This window comes from Actinosynnema sp. NPDC023587, from assembly GCF_040640215.1.
GTDB lineage: Bacteria > Actinomycetota > Actinomycetes > Mycobacteriales > Pseudonocardiaceae > Actinosynnema.
The window spans coordinates 347,800-366,106 of sequence record NZ_JBFABG010000004.1 but is presented as its reverse complement, the minus strand read 5'-3'; the positions used below and the strand labels follow the sequence as shown (position 1 = coordinate 366,106).

The following is an 18,307-nucleotide window of genomic DNA, read 5'->3' as shown; positions in this document are numbered from 1 at the left end:
CGACCCCGAGAGCCTGGTCACTGCCGCCCGCCCGACCCGCCACCCTCGCCCACCACCGCTCCGGAAGGTGACCGCGCAGGTCAGGCTGCCGGTGGCGGTGCGGCGAGGGGCCCACCACCGGGTCCGCCGGAGGTGTTGCCGGTGCCGTGGGTCCGTTCGGGTGTGACGGCGCTCGCCAGGGCGGTGCCCGCCGGGGGCTTGGAGCCGGTCGACCGAAGTGCGACGATGCCGGGGCTGTAGGGGGTGCGTGAGGAAGCCGGTGGGAATCCGGCGCGGTCCCGCCACTGTGACCGGGTACGTGCAACCGGGAGTCAGGAACTCGGCCCCCGATCTCCGAGACCGGACCCGGGCGTGGACACCCGAGGAAGGACACCGCCGCATGGGCGCGCGTTTCCCCTTTTCCGCCGTCGTCGGCCACGACGACCTCCGCACGGCGTTGGTGCTCAACGCCGTGCACCCCGGTATCGGCGGGGTGCTGGTCCGAGGCGAGAAGGGGACCGCGAAGTCGACCGTGGTCCGCGCCCTGGCCGCGCTGCTGCCGACCCTGGAGGTCGTCGCGGGCTGCCGCTTCGGCTGCGACCCGTCGGTGGACGCCGACTGCCCGGACGGCCCGCACGACGGCGGCCCGGCGCAGCGCCGCCCCGCGCGCCTGGTGGAGCTGCCGGTCGGCGCGACCGAGGACCGGCTGATCGGGTCGCTGGACCTGGAGCGCGCGCTGACCGAGGGCGTGCGGGCCTACCAGCCCGGCCTGCTGGCCGCCGCGCACCGCGGCGTGCTCTACGTGGACGAGGTCAACCTGCTGCACGACCACCTGGTCGACCTGCTGCTGGACGCCGCCGCGATGGGCCGCGCGCACGTCGAGCGCGAAGGCGTCTCCGTCTCGCACGCCGCCTCGTTCCTCCTCGTGGGCACCATGAACCCCGAGGAAGGCGAGTTGCGGCCCCAGTTGCTGGACCGCTTCGGCCTCACGGTGGCCGTCCGGGCGGCCCGGGACGTGGGCACCCGCACCGAGGTGATCCGCCGCCGGCTCGCCTACGAGGCCGACCCGGCCGCGTTCGCCGCCAGGTGGGCCGACGAGGACACCGCGCTGGCCGCCCGGATCGTCGAGGCCCGCGACCGGCTGGCCTCGGTCGTGCTGCCGGACGCCGAGGTGCGCCGGATCGCCGGCATCTGCGCCGCGTTCGACGTCGACGGGATGCGCGCGGACCTGGTGGTCGCCCGCACGGCCGTCGCGCACGCCGCGTGGCGCGGAGCGGCCGAGGTCGCCGAGCGGGACGTCGAGGCCGCCGTCCGGCTGGCGCTGCCGCACCGCAAGCGCCGCGACCCGTTCGACGAGCCCGGTCTGGAGGAGGAGCAGCTCGAAGACGCCCTGCGGCAGGGTGCCGAGCACGCCGGCCCCGACAATCCCGACGACGGCCCTGACGACCCCGACAGCCCTGGCGACGACCCCGGTGACGGCCCCGGCCCGGACGACGACCCGGACGGGCCGGACGACGGCGGCGGGGTGCCGCCCGACGCCCCGGAGCCCTCCGCGAACGGTTCGTCACCGCAGCGGCCCGGCGGCTCGTCCGGTGAGCGCTCGCACGCCCCCGCGCCGGCGTTCAAGGCCCGGTTGCTCCAGGTGCCCGGCGTCGGCGAAGGCGCGCCCGGCAAGCGCTCCCGGGCCCGCGCGCGCACCGGCCGCGTCGTTCGTTCGTCCACTGTGGACGGTTCAGGGCTGCACCTGGTCGGCACGCTCGGCGCGGCGGCCCCGTTCCAGGCCGCGCGCGGGCGCAGCGGTCCCGGCCTGGTGCTGCGCGGCACCGACCTGCGGCGGTCGGTCCGGGAGGGCAAGGAGAGCAACCTGGTCCTGTTCGTGGTCGACGCCTCCGGCTCGATGGCCGCGCGGCAGCGCATGGCCGTGGTCAGCGGTGCGGTGATCTCCCTGCTGCGCGACGCCTACCAGCGCCGGGACAAGGTCGGGGTGATCACGTTCCGGGGCTCCGGCGCGGAAACCGCCCTGCCGCCGACGAACTCCGTGGACGCGGCGGCGGCCCGGCTGCGGCAGTTGCGCACCGGCGGGCGCACCCCGCTCGCCGACGGCCTGCTGCGCGCCCGCCGGGTGCTGGCCTCCGAGCGGGTCCGCGACCCGCGCCGCCGCCCGCTGCTGGTGCTGCTCACCGACGGTCGCGCCACCGCCTCCGGTGCCGGCGGCGACCCGATGCGCGACGCCCTGCGCGCGGCCGGCCTGCTGGCCGCCGACGAGGTGGCCGCCGTGGTCGTGGACTGCGAGTCCGGCCACGTCCGGCTCGGCCTCGCGGGCCGCGTCGCCGAGGCGCTGGAGGCCGTCTGCCTGCGCCTGGAAGAACTGTCCGCCGACCAGGTCGCCGGCGTCGTGCGCGCCGCGCGGGCCGCCTAGGAGACCACCGTGCCCCAAGGTCAGCCGTCCGTCGTCCCGGTCGACGGGCTCACCACGAGACAGCGGCGCAACCGGCCCCTGACCATCCTCCACACCGGGGAGATGAAGGGGAAGTCCACCGCCGCCTTCGGGCTCGCGCTGCGCGGGTGGAACCAGGGGTGGTCCATCGGCGTCTTCCAGTTCGTGAAATCGGCGAAGTGGAAGGTCGGCGAGGAGTCGGCCTTCCGCGCGCTGGGCCGGCTGCACGAGGAGACCGGCGAGGGCGGCCCGGTCGAGTGGCACAAGATGGGCGAGGGCTGGTCCTGGTCCCGCAAGGCGGGCACCGAGGAGGACCACGCCGCCGCCGCGCTGGAGGGGTGGCGGGAGATCGCCCGCCGGCTCGCCGCCGGGCAGCACGGCGTGTACGTGCTGGACGAGTTCACCTACCCGCTGCACTGGGGCTGGGTCGACGTGGACGAGGTCGTCACCGCCCTGCGCGACCGGCCCGGCCACCAGCACGTCGTGATCACCGGCCGGTACGCGCCGCCGGCGCTGGTCGACGCCGCCGACCTCGTGGTGGAGATGACCAAGGTCAAGCACCCGATGGACGCGGGGCAGAAGGGCCAGAAGGGGATCGAGTGGTGAACCGCCTGGTGGTCGCCGCCCCCGCGTCGGGCAGCGGCAAGACCACCGTGGCCACCGGCCTGATGGCGGCGCTGCGCCGCACCGGGGACCGGGTGGCACCCTTCAAGGTCGGGCCGGACTACATCGACCCCGGCTACCACGGGCTGGCCACCGGCCGCCCGGGGCGCAACCTGGACCCGGTCATGGTCGGTGAGCACCGGGTCGCCTCGCTGTTCGCGCACGGCGCGCGCGGCTGCGACCTGGCCGTGGTCGAGGGCGTGATGGGCCTGTTCGACGGGCGGGTGGACACCGAGGGCATCGGGTCCACCGCGCACGTCGCGAAACTGCTGTCCGCGCCGGTGCTGTTCGTGGTGGACGCGCGCGGCCAGAGCCGCAGCCTGGCCGCGCTGCTGCACGGCTTCCGGGGCTACGACCCGACCGTGCGGCTGGGCGGTGTGATCCTCAACCAGGTCGGCTCCGCACGGCACGAGCACGTGCTGCGCGGGGCGTGCGCCGAGGTCGGGCTCGACGTGCTGGGCGTGCTGCCGCGCGACGACCGGTTCCGGCTGCCCTCGCGGCACCTGGGCCTGGTCACCGCCGCCGAGCACGGGCAACCCGCGCTGGACGCCGTGGCCGCGATCGCCGCGGCGGTCGCCGAGCACGTCGACCTCGCGGCGGTCCGCCGGCTCGCCGCGCGGGTGCCCGCGATGGCCGTGCCCACCTGGGACCCGGCCGCCGAGGTCGAACCGGTGACCGGCTCCCCGGTCGTCGCGGTCGCGGGCGGCGCGGCCTTCACCTTCGGCTACGCCGAGCACGTCGAGCTGCTGCGCGCGGCCGGCGCGGACGTGGTCGTCGTGGACCCGTTGCGCGATCGGCACCTCCCGGACGGCACGGCGGGCCTGGTGCTGCCCGGCGGGTTCCCCGAGCAGCACGCCGCCGAGCTGTCCGCCAACGAGGAGCTGCGCGCCGCCGTCGCCGCGTTCGCGCGGTCCGGCGGTCCGGTGCACGCCGAGTGCGGCGGCCTGCTCTACCTCGCGCGCGAGCTGGACGGCCAACCGATGTGCGGGGTGGTCGACGCGGTCGGCTCGATGACCCCGCGCCTCACGCTGGGCTACCGGGACGCCGTCGCGCCGGTCGACTCCGTGCTCGCCGAGGCCGGTACCCGGATCACCGGGCACGAGTTCCACCGGACCGCGCTCAGCGCGTCCGCCGGGTCCCCGCCGACCGGTCGCCCGGCCTGGCAGTGGCGCGGCCACGACCAGCGCCCGGTGGCCGAGGGCTTCGTGCTCGACGGGGTGCACGCGTCTTACCTGCACACGCATCCGGCGTCCGCGCCGCAGGCCGTGGCCCGCTTCGCGCGGGCCTGCGCGACCGGGTCCGTGCGGTACGAGGCCACTCGATAGTGGATCGTGCCGGCGCGGTACGGTCCTCCACCAAGCCGTACACGTCGTGGGGAGCAGTTGTGATGACTGGTCGGGTCTCCTTCGTGGGTGCCGGTCCCGGTGCCGCCGATCTCATCACCGTCCGGGGCGCGAAGCGGATAGCCGAGGCCGACGTGGTGGTGTGGTCGCCCGCCGTCGTCGAGGCCGAGTGCGTGCGCGAGCACGCCCGCGCGGACGCCGAACTCCTGGACTTCTCCCGGGTGTCCGAGGCCGAGGTGGTGGACCTGTACCGGCGCGCCTCGGCGAGCAAGCTCAAGGTGGTGCGGCTGCACGCGGGAGACCCGTCGCTGTGGGGCGGGCTGCGCGAGCAGCACGAGACCTGCCAGAAGCTCGGGCTGGCCGTGGAGGTCGTGCCCGGGGTGTCCGCCGTGTCCGCCGTGGGCGCGTCGGTCGGGCGCGAACTGACCACTTCGGACGTCGCGCAGTCGCTGGTGCTGACCGGGCCCGAGGGTGCGGAGCACGTGGCCGAGTTCGCCGCGCACGGCACCACGATGGCGATCAGCGCGTCCGGCGCGCGGACCGGCCGGATCGTGGAGCAGTTGCGCGCGGGCGGCTACCCCGACGACACGCCGGTCGTGGTGGCGTACAAGGTTTCCCTGCCCGACGAGACGGTCGCGCGGACCACGCTGGGCGAGCTGGAGGCGTGCGTCAAGGAGCACAAGCTCTACCGCACCACGCTGTTCCTGGTCGGCGAGGTGCTCCGGCCCACCACCGCGCGGCGCGCGGTGGTCGGCGACGAGCCGGTGCGCCGGACCCGGTCGAAGTGGTCGATGCGCGCGTCCCGCGATTCCGCCTCGGTCGCCGCGTGGTCGGCCGTGCACGACTGGCAGGAGACCGCGCGGGCCCGCCGCATCGCGCCCGCCAAGCCGAAGCCGGAGAGCACCGACCCGGTGCTGGAGCTGGTGGCGGGCGAGGTCGCCGAACCGGCCGAGACCGTGCCGGCCGATTCCGTGCCGGCCGATTCTGGGCCGGTCGATTCCGCTGCGGTGGAGGGCCCGGCCGAGCCGCCCCGGCCCAAGCCGACCGTCGCGGCGGCGGCCAAGCGCAAGCCGACCACCGTGCAGGCCAGCACCACGCCGCGCAAGCCGGCCGCGTCGCGGGCCAAGAAGACCAAGCGCGCCACCTGACGTGGACCTCGTAGCGCTGCACGGGTTCCTCGCCGACGTCGGTCGGACGTGGGACTCGGTGACCGTCGTGGACGCCGTGGCGGCCGGCCCGCGCCACGCGCTCAACGTGTGCCGCGCCCGGCCCGCCGTCGTGGTGGCCGGCGCGGACCCGGCCGAACTGGCGCGCGGCCTGGCCGGGTGGCGGCGCACGCTCACCGTCGCCGACGCGTCCGGGCTGGTCGCGGTGGACCCGGCGGACGCGGTGGTGCGGCGCTGGGTCGAACCCGGTTTCGCGCTGTGCGCGGCGGACTCCGGGTGGACGCCCTCGCCCGGCGGCTGGGCGCTGCCGGACGACGACTTCGCCCACCGGGACGGCATGGTGGCCACCGCCGAGGTGCGCGCGCTCGCGCTGGCCCGGCTGGCACCGCGGCCCGGTGAACTGGTGTGGGACGTGGGCGCGGGCCCCGGCGCGATCGGCGTCGAGTGCGCCCGGCTCGGCGCGGCGGTGGTCGCGGTGGAGCGGGACCCGGTGCAGTGCGTGCGGATCATCGCGAACGCCTCCGCGCACGGCGTGGACGTGCGGGTGGTCGAGTCGCCGCTGGCCGAGGCCGCCGACCTGCCCCGCCCGGACGCGGTCTTCGTCGGCGGCGGCGGGCCGGACGTGGTGCGGCGGTGCGCGCGGGTCGGCGCGCGGCGGGTCGTGGTGGCCACCACCGACCTGGAACGGGTGGTGCCGGCGCGCGACGCCCTGGCCGACGCCGGGTACGAGGTGTCGGGGACCCAGCTCTCGGCGGCCCGGCTGACCGGTGGCGTGCTGCTCGCGGTGAACCCGGTGACGGTGTTGTGGGGTGCGAAGAAGTCGTGATGCGGAGGACGTGGGCGTGATCGGGTTGTTCGCCGCCGGCGAGCGCGGGCGGCGGGCCGCCGTCGAGCTCGCGGGGTTCCTCGGACCGGACGCCGTGGTGCCGGACGGGCCGATCGGCCCGGCGCTGCGCCGGCTGTGGCCGAACCTGGGGTCGGCGGTGTTCTTCCTCGGCACGGACGCCACCGTGCGGCTGGTCGCGCCGCTGCTGCGCGACGAGCGCGCGGACCCCGGCGTGGTGTGCGTCGACGGCGGGTTCGCGGTGGCGCTGCTGGGCGGCGTGGACGCGCTGGCCGGGCGGATCGGCGAACTGCTGGACAGCGCGCCCGTGCTCACCTCGGCGTCGGTCGCGTCGCCGCTGGACGAGCTGGTCGAGCTGCTCGACGTGGTGGTGGACGGCGACCTGGCGGCGTTCGGCGCGGTGCTGCGCGAGGGCGACCCCGTGCTGCTGCGCAACCCGCTGGGGTTCCCGCTGCCCGCGCTGCCGGACAACGTCCAGGTGGACGACGCGTCGGGGCACCCGGAGTGGACCGTGCTGCTGGACGACCGGGTGCCGACCGGGCCGCGCCCGGAACGCCTGCTGCGGCTGGTGCCGCGCACGCTGGTGATCGGCGTCGGGTCCGGTACCGGGGTGTCCGCGTCGGCGGTGTCGGAGGCGCTGGCGGAGCTGGAGGTCCGGGGGCTGGACCTGCGCGCGGTGCGCGCGTTCGCGACCCTGGACCGCAAGACCGCCGAGCAGGGCATCGCGGACGCCCTCGACGACTGGGGCTTCTGGCACGACTCGACCACCGCGCCGCTGCTGGCGTACTCGGGCGAGGAACTCGCGGTGATCCCCGTGCCCAACCCGGCGGAACTGGCCATCGGCATCCCCAGCGTGGCCGAGGCGGCGGCGCTGCGCGGCGCGATGGAGCTCTCCGGCGGCGGCCGGGTGGAGATCGCGGTGGAGAAGGTCAAGGGCGCGGCGGTGACCGTGGCGGCGGCCCGGCTGCTGCCGCGCGGCCGGCTCGCGCTGGTCGGTCTCGGGCCGGGCGGGGCGGACGAGCGGACGCCGCGCGCCGAGGCCGAGTTGCGGCGGGCGGCGGTCGTGGTGGGCACGGACGAGTGCCTGGCGCAGGTGCGGCACCTGCTGCGGCCCGGGACGCGGGTCCAGGCGGACGGGGCGGTCGGGCTGGCCGAGTCCGGCGCGGCGGTGGCCTTCGTGGGGCGCGACGGGGGTCCGACGGTGGACGGCCCGGTGCGCGCGGAGGTCGTGCGGGTGGGTGGCGTCGCGTCCTGAGCGGCCGGGTCGTGCCCCGGCGGGTTCGGGTTCCCGGGCAACGATTCACCGTCGGGTGGCCACATCGTTGCGCTGCGGCGGTGGTGCGGCCACGAGGAACGCCGCTCGTCAACTGTGAAGCCGGGATTGGCGCTTGTCGGGTCCGCGGATTTGGTCCTAGCTGGGAAGACGCCGCCCCTCCGCACGCACCCCGCCCGGAAAGGATCGAGCGCACCCATGGCGAAAACCCTGCATCGCCTGATCACCGCTCTGGCCGCGACCGTCGCCGCGATCGGCCTGCTCACCGTCGCGCCGGCGAGCGCCGAGGTGTCCCCGTACATCGTCGGCGGGACCCGCGCGACCATCGGCCAGTACCCGTGGACCGTCTACCTGGCGAGCTCCAGCGGCGGCCAGTTCTGCGGCGGCACCCTGGTCGCGGGCAACAAGGTCGTCACCGCCGCGCACTGCACCAGCGGACGCTCCGCCGCGAGCACCCGCGTCGTGTGGGGCCGTGAGGACAAGCAGAGCTCCGCCGGCGTCGTCGCCTCGGTGACGAACATCTGGATCCACCCGAGCTACCGCACCGCCACCTCCGGCTACGACGTGTCGGTGCTGACGCTCGACCGCTCCATCAGCTCGGCCTACCTGCCGCTGGCCGGGCCGTCGGACACCGGGCTGTACGCGGCGGGCACCAGCACCACGATCCTGGGCTGGGGCACCACGTCGTCCGGCGGTTCGGCGTCGCGCTACCTGCTCAAGGCGTCCGTGCCGGTCATCTCCGACACCAGTTGCAAGCAGTCGTACGCGCAGTACAGCGCGTCCGCCATGGTGTGCGCCGGCTACCCGAGGGGCGGCACCGACACCTGCCAGGGTGACTCCGGCGGCCCGATCGTGGCCGGCGGCAAGCTCATCGGCGCGACCTCCTGGGGTCGTGGCTGCGCTTCGGCGGGCTACCCCGGCGTCTACGCCCGGATCGCGACCTACCACTCCGTGCTGACCCAGCAGATCAACTCCTAAACCCCGCGCCGTGCCCACGACCGGGTGGTTCTCGGGCGTGGGCACGGCCGCGTGGTCGGATGTCGGATCATGCGATCCGTCGTCCTGCTGCTGTTCCTGCTCGCCCTGCACACCATCCCCGTCACCGCCTGGGCCGCCGAGAGCCGGTTGCGCGACTGCGCGACCGAGGTCCGGGACCGGACCGGCAGCGGCCGGTGCCACGGGACGGGCACCTTCCGGGTCGTCGTGGCCTGCGAGGACGGGCGCTTCGCGCGCGGCCCGTGGACCACCGCCGAGGAGAACCCCACCACGTCCGCCGCGACCTGCGGCTCCCGCGCGATCGGCGCGGAGGTCGAGGAGCTGGTCGAGGGCTCCGTGGTCGGCGCGTAGCGTTGCGCCGCATGGACGACTACCTGCCGCTGCCCGAGGACTGGGAGCGCGCGCTGGCCGTGGTGGCCCACCCCGACGACCTGGAGTACGGCGCGGCGGGCGCGATCGCGCGGTGGACCGACCAGGGCCGGTCCGTGGCGTACCTGCTGGTCACCAAGGGCGAGGCCGGGATCGACGGCCTGTCGCCCGAGGAGGCGGGCCCGCTGCGGGTCCGCGAGCAGATCGCCTCGGCCGCCGTCGTCGGGGTGACCGACGTCGAGTTCCTGGACCACCAGGACGGGGTGCTGGAGTACGGCTTGCCGCTGCGCCGCGACATCGCCGTCGCCATCCGCCGGCACCGGCCGGAACTGGTGATCACCGGCAACCACCACCCGACCTTCGCCGGCGGGTTCCTCAACATGGCCGACCACCGGGTGGTCGGCCAGGCCGTGCTCGACGCGGTGCGCGACGCGGCGAACCGGTGGGTGTTCCCCGACCCGGACCTGGGGCCGTGGAACGGGGTCCGGCGCGTGGCGATCGCGTCCTCCCCGCACGCCGCGCACGCGGTGGACCTCACCGGCACGCTCGACCGGGGCATCGAGTCGCTGCGCGCGCACGCGGCCTACCTGGCCGGTCTCGGCGGCGGCGACGTGGCGGACCCGGACGTGTTCCTGCGCCGGATGGCGGAGGAGGCGGGCGAGCGCTTCGGCGGTCGTCCGGCGGTGCCGTTCGAACTGGTGGTGATGTGAAGCACCCGGGTTGGACAGCTCATGTCTGATGTGGATGCTTCTACCCATGCACGGTGAACAGCACTACCTTGTGGGCCTCGACCTGGCCGGCCGGAAGGTCGTCGTGGTGGGCGGCGGGACCGTCGCCCAGCGCCGGCTGCCGCGCCTGGTGGCGGCGGGCGCGCTGGTCGAGGTCGTCTCGCCCGAGGTCACGCCCGCGGTCCAGGGCATCGTGGAGGCGGGCGGCGCGGTGTGGCACGAGCGCCCCTACGCCGCCGGCGACCTGGACGGCGCGTGGTACGTGCTGGCCTGCACGTCCGATCCCGGGGTGAACGCCCGGATCACCGCCGACGCGACCGCGCAGCGGGTGTTCTGCGTGCGCGCGGACGTGGCCGTGCAGGGCACCGCCGTGACCCCCGCCGTGGGCGGGCACGACGGCCTGCTGCTGGGCGTGCTCGCGGGCGGGCAGCACCGGCGCTCGGCGGCGGTGCGGGACGGTCTGCTGGCGGCGCTGCGCGACGGCTCGCTGGGCGACCAGCACGACCAGCCGGCCGGCGTGGCGCTGGTCGGCGGCGGCCCCGGCGACCCGGACCTGATCACCGTGCGCGGGCGGCGGCTGCTGGCCCGAGCGGACGTCGTCGTGGCCGACCGGCTGGCACCCATGGAGCTGCTGGACGAGCTGCCGCCGCACGTCGAGGTGGTGGACGCGGCCAAGCTCCCGTACGGGCGGGCCGCCACCCAGGACTTCATCAACACCACGCTGGTCGACAACGCCAAGGCCGGCAAGTTCGTGGTGCGGCTCAAGGGCGGCGACCCGTACGTGTTCGGGCGCGGCTTCGAGGAGCTCATCGCGTGCGCCGAGGCGGGCGTGCCGGTCACCGTCGTGCCGGGCGTGACGAGCGCGTTCGGCGTGCCGGCGCTGGCCGACGTGCCGGTGACGCACCGGGGCGTCGCGCACGAGGTGGTCGTGGTGTCCGGGCACGTGGCCCCGGACGACGAGCGCTCGCTGGTGGACTGGGACGCGCTGGCCCGCCTGCGCGGCACCGTGGTGATCCTGATGGGCGTCGAGCGGGCGGGCGCGTTCGCGGCGGCGCTGCGGGCCGGGCGGCCCGGCGGCACGCCGGTCGCGGTGATCCAGGAGGGCAGCACCCGCGCCCAACGTGTCGTCCGGTCCACGTTGGACAGCCTGGGGCACGACGTCGTCGAGCAGGGCATCCGCCCCCCGGCGATCATCGTGGTCGGACCGGTGGCCGGGTTGGCGCGGGAGTTGCCTTTTCGAGCGTGAACGTCCACGCGACCCCGGCGGCGACGGCGGTGGCCAGACCGGCGAACAGGACCAGGGTGAGGGTGCTCGGGTGGATCAGCGGCTCGCCGTGGAGGGCCTGCCAGGTCAGCAGCGCGAACAGCCCGGTGTAGCCGAAGGCGGCGACGCCGACCAGGCGCAGCCGGGCGCGGTCGCTCAATGCCAGGGTGCCCACCGCGAGCGCGATCAGGATCATCACCTGGAGGCCGTGCATCCCGACGAAGTGCGGGATGCGCAGGTCCCCGCCCGTGCTGCTCCACGCCGTCACGGCCACGCCCCCGTCGCCGTCCGGCGCGCCCACGGTGTTCCCGCCGCGCAGGTCGAGCGAGTGGCCGGCCGCGTCGGTGGCGGTCGAGCGCTTGCCCTGGCCGACCATCAGGTAGCCCGACGCCATGCCGAGCACCGCCAGGTACAGGCCGGTGCGGATGCCCCACGTGGTCGGCCGGTCGCGCAACCGCTGGAAGGACAGCACGGCGGCCAGGGCGACGTTCGCGAAGAACATCACCGGGATCGTGTACTTGAACATGTTCTGGGTCAGCACGTTCCAGAAGTCCTGGCTCGTGTTGTAGTGGCTGAACGTGCCGCGCGCGGCCTGCACCGCGATCAGGCCGACGTCGGCGAACATGATGACCGCGATCGTCGTGCCGAGGCCGGAGGTCCACCGCTTCCCCCGGTGCGCCAAGGAGAGCATCCAGGACAGCGTGGCCGAGTAGACGGCCAGCGACACGGCGAACTTGAACGGCTTGAGCCACACGGGAGAGCCTTGGAGCACCCGACCGTCGAACAGCAGCCCGCCGAGGGAGATCAGGGTCAGCCCGACCATCGCCCAGGCGATCCGGAGCGTGGGTCGGTGCCAGGTCTTCGTCATGCGGTAGAGCGTGCTCGTTTCCGGCAGGCGTCTCACTGGTGGTCACCGGCCGGTCGGTGGTGGGGTGCGCCCCAGTCCTGGAAGGAGGGACAACCCGGTGGCGGTGCGGATCAGGTTGGCCGGCGCGGGGTCGGCCGGCGTCGGGTTGGCGAAGGTGCGGTTCGCCTACTCGCCGGTGTTCGAGACGGTGATGGCGGTGGACGGCCTGCGGGTGCCCGGCGCGCACGCGGTGCACCTGCCGTGGGTGGCGTGGGCGCGCGAGCGGGTCGGGGCGGTCGACGACCTGCCGCTGTTGCTGGACCTGGTGGCGGGCCCGGTGAAACCCGCGTGGCTGATGCCCGTGCCGGACGTCCGGGTGCCCGGCCTGGAGGCTGAGCTCGTCGACGTGCCGCCCCGGGTGGCCGATGTCGTGCGGGCGTGCCACGAAGTGCTGGTCGCGCCGCACTGGCGGCGGATCGTGGCGGTGCTCGAAGCGGACGTGTTCGCGCGCGCGGCGGTGCTCGCGGACCAGGGGGTGGGCGCGGTGCTCGCCGACCTGCACCCCGAGGTGTCGTGGGTGGACGGGGAACTGGTGCTGTACGGGGATTCCCGCCCGGACCGGCCGCACCGGGTCGACCTGGCGCGGGACGGTCTGGTGCTGTCCCCCAGCGTGTTCTGCTGGCCTCGGGCCTGGGCCGCCGTCGACCCCGTGGGCCCCGGCGTGGTGCGGTACCCGGCGCGCGGGATCGCGACGCTGTGGGAATCGGAGCCCGCCGTGCCGGACGAGCTGGCCGCGCTGATCGGGAAGACCCGGGCGGCGCTGCTGGTGCTGCTGAGCGCGCCGATGTCGACCACGGAGTCGGCCGCGCGGCTGGGGATCACGGCCGGCGCGGTGTCGCAGCACATCGGGGTGCTGCGGGCGGCGCGGTTGGTGACCACGAGGCGGGACGGGCGGGCCGTGCTGCACATGCGCACCGCGCGGGCGGATGCCTTACTGGCGTGACTTCCGAGCCTGCCGGCCGGTCGGTGGACGCCCGTCGGTTCTGGTCCGCCGAGCATATCGGTGAGGCGAAGCCCGCACGAACGAGCCGCCCGCCCCCGGAGTGCGGGGAGCGGGCGGCTCGGTGGTTCAGTCGGGCTTGATCAGTGCTGCGCCACGCGGCGCGGACGACCGCCGCGCTCGCGGTCACGGCCGTGGTCGGCACGCTCCGGGCGACCGCCGCGGAACTGGCCGCTGCCGCCGCTGCCGCCGGTGCGCCGCGGACCGCCGCGACGCGCCGCGCGCACCGGGACCTCCGGCTCGACGACCGGGATGCCGCTGGGCGTGCGAGCGCCGGTGATCCGGATCAGGTCCTCGTCACCCGGGCGGACCTTCGTGGACTCCGGGCGGACGCCCGCCCGTGCCGTCAGGCCCTGCACGGCGCGCCGCTGGTCGTGGGTGACCAGGGTGACCACCGTGCCGGACTGCCCGGCCCGCGCGGTGCGCCCGGCCCGGTGCAGGTAGTCCTTCGGGTCGGCCGGCGGGTCGACGTGCACGACCAGGCTGACGTCGTCCACGTGGATGCCGCGCGCGGCGACGTCCGTGGCGATCAGCACGGGCATGCTGCCCTCGCGGAACTGCCCGAGCACGCGGGTCCGGGCGCTCTGCGCCTTGCCGCCGTGCAGGGCTCCCGCCTGGACACCCATCGACCGCAGCTTCTTCGTCAAGCGGTCCACGTGGTGCTTGGTGCGCACGAACATGATCGTGCGGCCCTCGCGGGCGGCGACCTCGGTCACCACGGACTGCTTGTCCTCGGCGGACACGAACAGCAGGTGGTGCTCCATCGTGGTCACGCTGCCGGTGGGCGGCGCGACGGAGTGGACGACCGGGTCGTGCAGGTACTGCCGGACCAGCTTGTCGACGTCACCGTCGAGCGTGGCCGAGAACAGCAGGCGCTGACCGTCCTGCGGGGTCAGGTCGAGGATGGCGCGGACCTGCGGCATGAAGCCCATGTCGGCCATCTGGTCGGCCTCGTCCAGCGCGGTGAACATGACCTCGGACAGGTCCGCCGTGCCCTGCCGCACGTGGTCGGAGAGCCGACCGGGGGTGGCGATGAGCAGGTCGACACCGCGCCGGAGCGCGTCCACCTGGCGCGGGAACGACGTACCGCCCACGACCGTCCGGCACCACAGGCCCAGCGACCGGGCGAAGGGCGAGAGCGCCTCTTCGACCTGCATCGCCAGCTCGCGCGTCGGCACGAGCACCAGCGCGCGCGGCTTCAACGCCTTGGCCCGGCTGCCCGCGAGGCGGGACAGCAGCGCCAGCCCGAACGCGAGGGTCTTGCCGGAGCCGGTCTGGCCTCGGCCGAGCACGTCGCGGCCCGCGAGTGCGTCGGGCAGCGTCGCGGCCTGGATCGGGAACGGGTCGTTGATACCCGCCTGGGTGAGCGCCCGCAGCAGCTCATCGGCCAGGCCGAGCTCGGCGAACGAGGGCAGCGGGCCCTCGGGCAACGTGCTCTCGACGTGGTCCGGCATGGTCGTCTCCAGCATCTCCTGGGGACGACGGTTGCCCTGGCCGGCCGGACGCCTGCTGCGCGTCTTGCGGAACTGCGGGCGCTCGGATCGGCTTTGGGACGTGGGGGGCAAAAGAAACCTCCGGGACAAGGCACGTCTCGGGGATCGCTTCTGCCTTGGGTGCAGGCGCTAATCGCAAGGACGGGCCCGGCGCTGCTTGCGCCGATAGTGGTTGGGAAGCACCGCCGCCCTGCCGGGCTGGGGCCGCGAACGGTTGTTGCGCCTCCGGGCGATGCACCACTCAGTCTAGCCGATCAATGGCCCCGCTTACGCACCCCGCCGGTGAAATCGCGCACACGGGTGGCGTGACGGGCGGTGCCGGGCACCGCTCCCACCGTGACGGGTAGCCGGATAAGCGCACGTCGGGGCAGGTTGATCGGGATTTCATCACGGCGCGGCCGGTGCCCGGCCCCGCGCGAAAAAGATGCGGCCGACGGTGCGGTGATCACATCGGGGGCGTATCCGGGTAAACCGCGATCACCGCGACACGGGTGATCGAGTGCGACCCGAACCCGGTCGGCGCGGCGTGGAAGAACGGCGATCGGCCGCCCGTCCCGACCCCTTCGGCGGATGCGGCGGTGATCACCGCGCCGGCTACTCCGATCGCGATCACAGCCCGGGTGGGAGTGATCGTCGGAACCCTATTTCTGCGGCTCCGGTTCGCCGCGGTGACGAGTTCTCCAAGATCGACCACGCGCACCGCCGCCCCGCCGCGCACCGGGGTGCGCGGCGGGGCGGTCGGTCAGCGGATCAGGCCGGCCACGTCGAGCAGCAGCTCGACCAGCTCCACCGGGTCGGCCAGTTCCGGCGCGAGGCCGCGCGCGGTGAACCAGCCCGAGATGTTGCGCACGTCCCGTTCCAGGAACTCCGGGCCGCGCGGGTTGGCGGCCAGGTCCACCACCTGCGGCAGGTCGATCACGACCAACCGCCCGTCGTGCACCATCAGGTTGAACGCCGACAGGTCGCCGTGCGCCAGACCCGCCGAGGCGAGCAGGCTCAGCGCGTCCACCAGTTGCCGCCACAGGTCCAGCAGCTCGTCCGGCTCCGGCCGCAGTTGGGCCAGCCGGGGCGCGGCGGCACCGTCCGCGCCGACGAACTCCAGCAACAGCTCGGTGCCGGCCCGCTGCACCGGGTAGGGCACGGGCGCGCCCAGCCGCCACAGCGTGGACAGCGCGGCGAACTCCGCGACCGCCCACTGCTCGGCGATCAGGTTGCGCCCGAACGACGTCCGGTTCTCGACGGCCCGCTGCTCGCGGGACCGCCGCATCCGGCGGCCTTCGAGGTAGCCGGCGTCGCGGTGGAACATCCGGTGGTCGTTGCCGCGGTACCGCTTGGCCGCGAGCAGGCAGGACCGCTCGCCGCCGGGCAGCGCGCGTTCCAGCAGGAAGACGTCGGCCTCCTTGCCGGTCTTGACGACGCCGAGTTCGCGGTCCACCGCGGACAGGTCGGTGACCAGCCACTCGGGCCACGGCTTCGGGCCGTGGTCGGCGGTGTCCCAGGTGGACCACCGGTCGCCGCCCTCGGGCACGTCGGCGGTCTCCGCCTCGTCCCGCACCCGGGCGAGCCGGTGGCGGGCCTCCTCGGTGAGCCGGCCGCGCCGGTTCGGGGTGGGTTCGTCGTCGGCGCGGGTGCCCCGGCGCTTGGCGCGCCAGGTCAGGTCGTCCGCGTGGTCGAAGGACGTGTCGAAGTCGTCGTCACGGTCGGGAAAACGCTCGTGCTCGCGCACTGGGTGGGCTCCAGGGAGAAGGAGGAGGACCGCCCCACCGGCGCGTGTGGTCGGCGCGCTAGGCGGTCGGGGCGGGAGGACGGGTCGGTGCCACGTCCCGGACAGCTCTCGCCATGGGGGCACCTCCTCGGATCTCCGCCGCTCGAAACCGGCGCTCCAGCGTTGACTCCGGTCAGTGTGCGGGGTGCCGCCGGTCGCGGGCAACCGGATTTCCGCGACCGCGTCGTGCCCGGTCAGCGCACTCCCGGGCGGCGGTCGTAGCGGTAGCTGGTGCGGTGGCCCAGCCAGGCGGCGGCGAGCTCGCCCATGACCAGGGAGTCGTGCCGCAGCACGCGTTCGTCGTGCCACCGGGTGGCCAGCCGGGCGGTGGCGAGCATCCGGCGGCGCGCGGTGGCGCTGAACTCGACCAGGGCCAGCAGGGCGTCGTCCACCTCGGCGGCGGGCAGCGGCTCGGGGGACGCCGGCGAGGGCAGGGCGAGCCGCTCGTGGTCGAACGTCGCGGTGGTGGCCAGGTCGCCGGCGAGCTGGTGCTCCACGGACTCGGCGTTGCCCTGGAGCCGGGACAGCCCGGCGGCGGCCAGGCGCAGGCCCAGCAACCGCGCCACGCAGAGCCCGGCCCACACCCGCTTCAACGTCTCCGGCGCGTCCTCGACGCCCGTGGCGAGGTCGTCGGTCAGGTCGCGCAGGGTCGCGGCGGTGACGGAACTGTCGTCGGTGGCGTCCGCTGGGTGTTCGGCGGCGGCGGAATCGCCGGGTGTGTCGGGACTCACTCCGACAGTGTGGCAGGGCGGTCACGCGAGGTGACACGTCACTGCGGTGAGTCACGCGGATGGCGGCGGCCGAGGTCGCTACCCGTGAGCGAAAGAGCGGCGGTAGTCCTTGGGGGACAATCCGACTACTGCATTGAAGTGGTGGCGCAGCAGGGCCGCTGTGCCGAAACCGCATTGGTGGGCGATGGACTCCACGCTGAGTCGCGTCTCCTCCAGGAGCTGCCGCGCCCGCAGGACCCGCTGGGTGGTCAGCCAGCGGTGCGGGGTGGTGCCCGTCTCGGCGGCGAACCGGCGGGCGAAGGTGCGCTCGGACATCCGCGCGTGCTCGGCGAGCCCGGCCACGGTGTGCTCGGTGTCGAGGGCGTCCATCATCCAGGCCAGCGTGGGCTGGAGGCTGTCCGCCCGGGTCGTGACGGGCCGCACGAACTGGCGCTGCCCGCCGTCGCGCTGCGGTGCCACGACCATCCGCCGGGCGATCGCGGTGGCGATGGTGGAGCCGAGCTCGCGGCGGACCAGGTGCAGGCACGCGTCGATGCCGGCGGCCGTGCCGGCGCTGGTGATCAGGTCGCCCTCGTCCACGAACAGCACGTCGGGGTCGACGTGGGCCAGCGGGAAGCGCGCCGCGAGCTCGGCGGCGTGCCGCCAGTGCGTGGTGCAGCGCCGGCCGTCCAGCAGCCCGGCCGCGCCGAGCGCGAACGAGCCGCTGCACACCGACAGCACGGTGGACGCGGAGCGGATCGCGTCCAGCAGGGCGGGCGGGTAGCCGTCGCGGATCGTGAACGCCGGCACGGCCACGAGGTCGGCCTCCGCCAGGGCGGCGAAGTCGTGGTCGGGCACCACGGACGCGCCGACGTTGGTGCGGACCGGCCGGCCGGCGTGCTCGCCGCACACCTTGAAGTCGATCAGCGGCACGCCCTCCTCGGTGCGGTCGACGCCGAAGACCTCGCAGATCAGGCCGAACTCGAACGGGGCCAGGCCCTCGATCACGGGTACGGCCACGGAGGTGAGCATGGTCCGAGGGTAACTGGCAGGATCTTGACGGACAACGGCAAGACTGCCAATTGTGGCGGTTTCTTGGCGATCGCATAGTTAGCGCCATGACCGCACTGCTCGTCGTCCTCGCCACCCTGGCGTTCGTCGTCTACGGACTGGAGCGCAACCACCACCGCCACGCCCGCTTCGGCTCCCGGCTCGCCGGCAGCCACGACGTCGACGACCGCGACCTGGCCCGGGTGTCGACCGAACTGCACGGGGCAGCCGACCACGCCGCGCCGGCACCCGCCCGGGTCGCGGCCCGGCTGTCGGTCCGCTCCGTGTGAGCGGTCCTCCGGTCGCGGCCGTGGGGATCG

At 74.8% G+C, this 18,307-nt stretch carries 18 protein-coding genes and 1 riboswitch; of the genes, 12 read left to right on the top strand and 6 right to left on the bottom strand.

Features of this window, described 5'->3' with window-relative positions:
* Positions 1 to 215: 215 nt before the first annotated feature.
* Positions 216 to 342: riboswitch (cobalamin riboswitch) on the top strand.
* Between the two features lie 37 nt (positions 343 to 379).
* From AB0G01_RS14020 to cobA, 10 genes are all read left to right on the top strand, one after another.
* Positions 380 to 2,398 carry a putative cobaltochelatase gene (locus AB0G01_RS14020; RefSeq protein ID WP_360944306.1) on the top strand — a complete coding sequence of 673 codons (2,019 nt, stop codon included), beginning with the start codon at positions 380 to 382 and terminating at the stop codon, positions 2,396 to 2,398.
* 9 nt (positions 2,399 to 2,407) lie between these two features.
* A complete protein-coding gene (cobO, locus tag AB0G01_RS14015) occupies positions 2,408 to 3,022 on the top strand; it encodes a cob(I)yrinic acid a,c-diamide adenosyltransferase (protein ID WP_360944303.1) in 615 nt (204 codons plus the stop codon).
* Positions 3,019 to 4,404: a cobyrinate a,c-diamide synthase gene (locus AB0G01_RS14010; RefSeq protein ID WP_360944300.1), complete on the top strand. Its 1,386-nt coding sequence runs from the start codon at positions 3,019 to 3,021 to the stop codon at positions 4,402 to 4,404. Before cobO ends, AB0G01_RS14010 begins: the two co-directional genes overlap by 4 nt.
* A gap of 62 nt (positions 4,405 to 4,466) precedes the next feature.
* A complete protein-coding gene (locus AB0G01_RS14005) occupies positions 4,467 to 5,570 on the top strand; it encodes an SAM-dependent methyltransferase (RefSeq protein ID WP_360944297.1) in 1,104 nt (367 codons plus the stop codon).
* A gap of 1 nt (position 5,571) precedes the next feature.
* A complete protein-coding gene (locus AB0G01_RS14000) occupies positions 5,572 to 6,414 on the top strand; it encodes a hypothetical protein (protein ID WP_360944294.1) in 843 nt (280 codons plus the stop codon).
* Between the two features lie 16 nt (positions 6,415 to 6,430).
* Complete coding sequence (locus AB0G01_RS13995; protein WP_360944291.1) at positions 6,431 to 7,687, top strand: cobalamin biosynthesis protein; 1,257 nt, start codon at positions 6,431 to 6,433, stop codon at positions 7,685 to 7,687.
* 216 nt (positions 7,688 to 7,903) lie between these two features.
* Positions 7,904 to 8,683 (top strand): serine protease, encoded by a 780-nt coding sequence (locus AB0G01_RS13990; protein WP_360944288.1) that lies wholly within the window; start codon positions 7,904 to 7,906, stop codon positions 8,681 to 8,683.
* A 69-nt stretch (positions 8,684 to 8,752) separates the two neighbouring features.
* The gene (locus AB0G01_RS13985) at positions 8,753 to 9,052 is read left to right on the top strand and encodes a hypothetical protein (RefSeq protein ID WP_360944285.1); all 300 of its coding nucleotides are present in this window, start codon (positions 8,753 to 8,755) and stop codon (positions 9,050 to 9,052) included.
* An 11-nt stretch (positions 9,053 to 9,063) separates the two neighbouring features.
* Positions 9,064 to 9,780: a PIG-L deacetylase family protein gene (locus AB0G01_RS13980; RefSeq protein WP_360944282.1), complete on the top strand. Its 717-nt coding sequence runs from the start codon at positions 9,064 to 9,066 to the stop codon at positions 9,778 to 9,780.
* Positions 9,781 to 9,826: 46 nt separating this feature from the next.
* Positions 9,827 to 11,044: a uroporphyrinogen-III C-methyltransferase gene (gene cobA / locus AB0G01_RS13975; protein WP_360944279.1), complete on the top strand. Its 1,218-nt coding sequence runs from the start codon at positions 9,827 to 9,829 to the stop codon at positions 11,042 to 11,044.
* Here the strand turns inward: cobA and AB0G01_RS13970 are convergent.
* Positions 10,989 to 11,930 (bottom strand): hypothetical protein, encoded by a 942-nt coding sequence (locus tag AB0G01_RS13970; protein WP_360944276.1) that lies wholly within the window; start codon positions 11,928 to 11,930, stop codon positions 10,989 to 10,991. The genes cobA and AB0G01_RS13970 overlap by 56 nt on opposite strands.
* Positions 11,931 to 12,027: 97 nt before the next feature.
* Between AB0G01_RS13970 and AB0G01_RS13965 the strand changes: the two genes are divergently transcribed.
* Entirely contained in the window at positions 12,028 to 12,912 is an 885-nt protein-coding gene (locus AB0G01_RS13965) for a DUF5937 family protein (protein ID WP_360944273.1), read from the top strand.
* 140 nt (positions 12,913 to 13,052) lie between these two features.
* Here the strand turns inward: AB0G01_RS13965 and AB0G01_RS13960 are convergent, their stop codons facing one another.
* The 5 genes from AB0G01_RS13960 to AB0G01_RS13940 form a co-directional block, all read right to left on the bottom strand.
* On the bottom strand, positions 13,053 to 14,438 hold the full coding sequence (locus AB0G01_RS13960) for a DEAD/DEAH box helicase (RefSeq protein ID WP_360944270.1): 1,386 nt from the start codon (positions 14,436 to 14,438) through the stop codon (positions 13,053 to 13,055).
* A gap of 469 nt (positions 14,439 to 14,907) precedes the next feature.
* Positions 14,908 to 15,162, bottom strand: coding sequence for a hypothetical protein (locus AB0G01_RS13955; RefSeq protein WP_360944267.1), 255 nt, complete (start codon positions 15,160 to 15,162; stop codon positions 14,908 to 14,910).
* 42 nt (positions 15,163 to 15,204) lie between these two features.
* A complete protein-coding gene (locus tag AB0G01_RS13950; RefSeq protein ID WP_360945247.1) occupies positions 15,205 to 16,119 on the bottom strand; it encodes an RIO1 family regulatory kinase/ATPase in 915 nt (304 codons plus the stop codon).
* Positions 16,120 to 16,421: 302 nt separating this feature from the next.
* Positions 16,422 to 16,958 carry a hypothetical protein gene (locus AB0G01_RS13945; RefSeq protein ID WP_360944264.1) on the bottom strand — a complete coding sequence of 179 codons (537 nt, stop codon included), beginning with the start codon at positions 16,956 to 16,958 and terminating at the stop codon, positions 16,422 to 16,424.
* A 78-nt stretch (positions 16,959 to 17,036) separates the two neighbouring features.
* Positions 17,037 to 17,969, bottom strand: a complete 933-nt coding sequence (locus tag AB0G01_RS13940; RefSeq protein WP_360944261.1) for a helix-turn-helix domain-containing protein — start codon at positions 17,967 to 17,969, stop codon at positions 17,037 to 17,039.
* Positions 17,970 to 18,055: 86 nt separating this feature from the next.
* Between AB0G01_RS13940 and AB0G01_RS13935 the strand changes: the two genes are divergently transcribed.
* Positions 18,056 to 18,277 (top strand): hypothetical protein, encoded by a 222-nt coding sequence (locus AB0G01_RS13935; RefSeq protein ID WP_360944258.1) that lies wholly within the window; start codon positions 18,056 to 18,058, stop codon positions 18,275 to 18,277.
* The last annotated feature ends 30 nt before the right edge of the window (positions 18,278 to 18,307 follow it).

What these genes read in the sequence shown, in the direction of transcription:
- AB0G01_RS13935 (WP_360944258.1), top strand. Translation starts at nt 18,056, where the DNA reads ATGACCGCACTGCTCGTCGTCCTCGCCACCCTGGCGTTCGTCGTCTAC.
- AB0G01_RS13960 (WP_360944270.1), bottom strand. Translation starts at nt 14,438, where the DNA reads ATGCTGGAGACGACCATGCCGGACCACGTCGAGAGCACGTTGCCCGAG.
- AB0G01_RS13940 (WP_360944261.1), bottom strand. Translation starts at nt 17,969, where the DNA reads ATGCTCACCTCCGTGGCCGTACCCGTGATCGAGGGCCTGGCCCCGTTC.
- AB0G01_RS14020 (WP_360944306.1), top strand. Translation starts at nt 380, where the DNA reads ATGGGCGCGCGTTTCCCCTTTTCCGCCGTCGTCGGCCACGACGACCTC.
- AB0G01_RS13970 (WP_360944276.1), bottom strand. Translation starts at nt 11,930, where the DNA reads ATGACGAAGACCTGGCACCGACCCACGCTCCGGATCGCCTGGGCGATG.
- AB0G01_RS13990 (WP_360944288.1), top strand. Translation starts at nt 7,904, where the DNA reads ATGGCGAAAACCCTGCATCGCCTGATCACCGCTCTGGCCGCGACCGTC.
- cobA (WP_360944279.1), top strand. Translation starts at nt 9,827, where the DNA reads ATGCACGGTGAACAGCACTACCTTGTGGGCCTCGACCTGGCCGGCCGG.
- AB0G01_RS13980 (WP_360944282.1), top strand. Translation starts at nt 9,064, where the DNA reads ATGGACGACTACCTGCCGCTGCCCGAGGACTGGGAGCGCGCGCTGGCC.
- AB0G01_RS14005 (WP_360944297.1), top strand. Translation starts at nt 4,467, where the DNA reads ATGACTGGTCGGGTCTCCTTCGTGGGTGCCGGTCCCGGTGCCGCCGAT.
- AB0G01_RS13985 (WP_360944285.1), top strand. Translation starts at nt 8,753, where the DNA reads ATGCGATCCGTCGTCCTGCTGCTGTTCCTGCTCGCCCTGCACACCATC.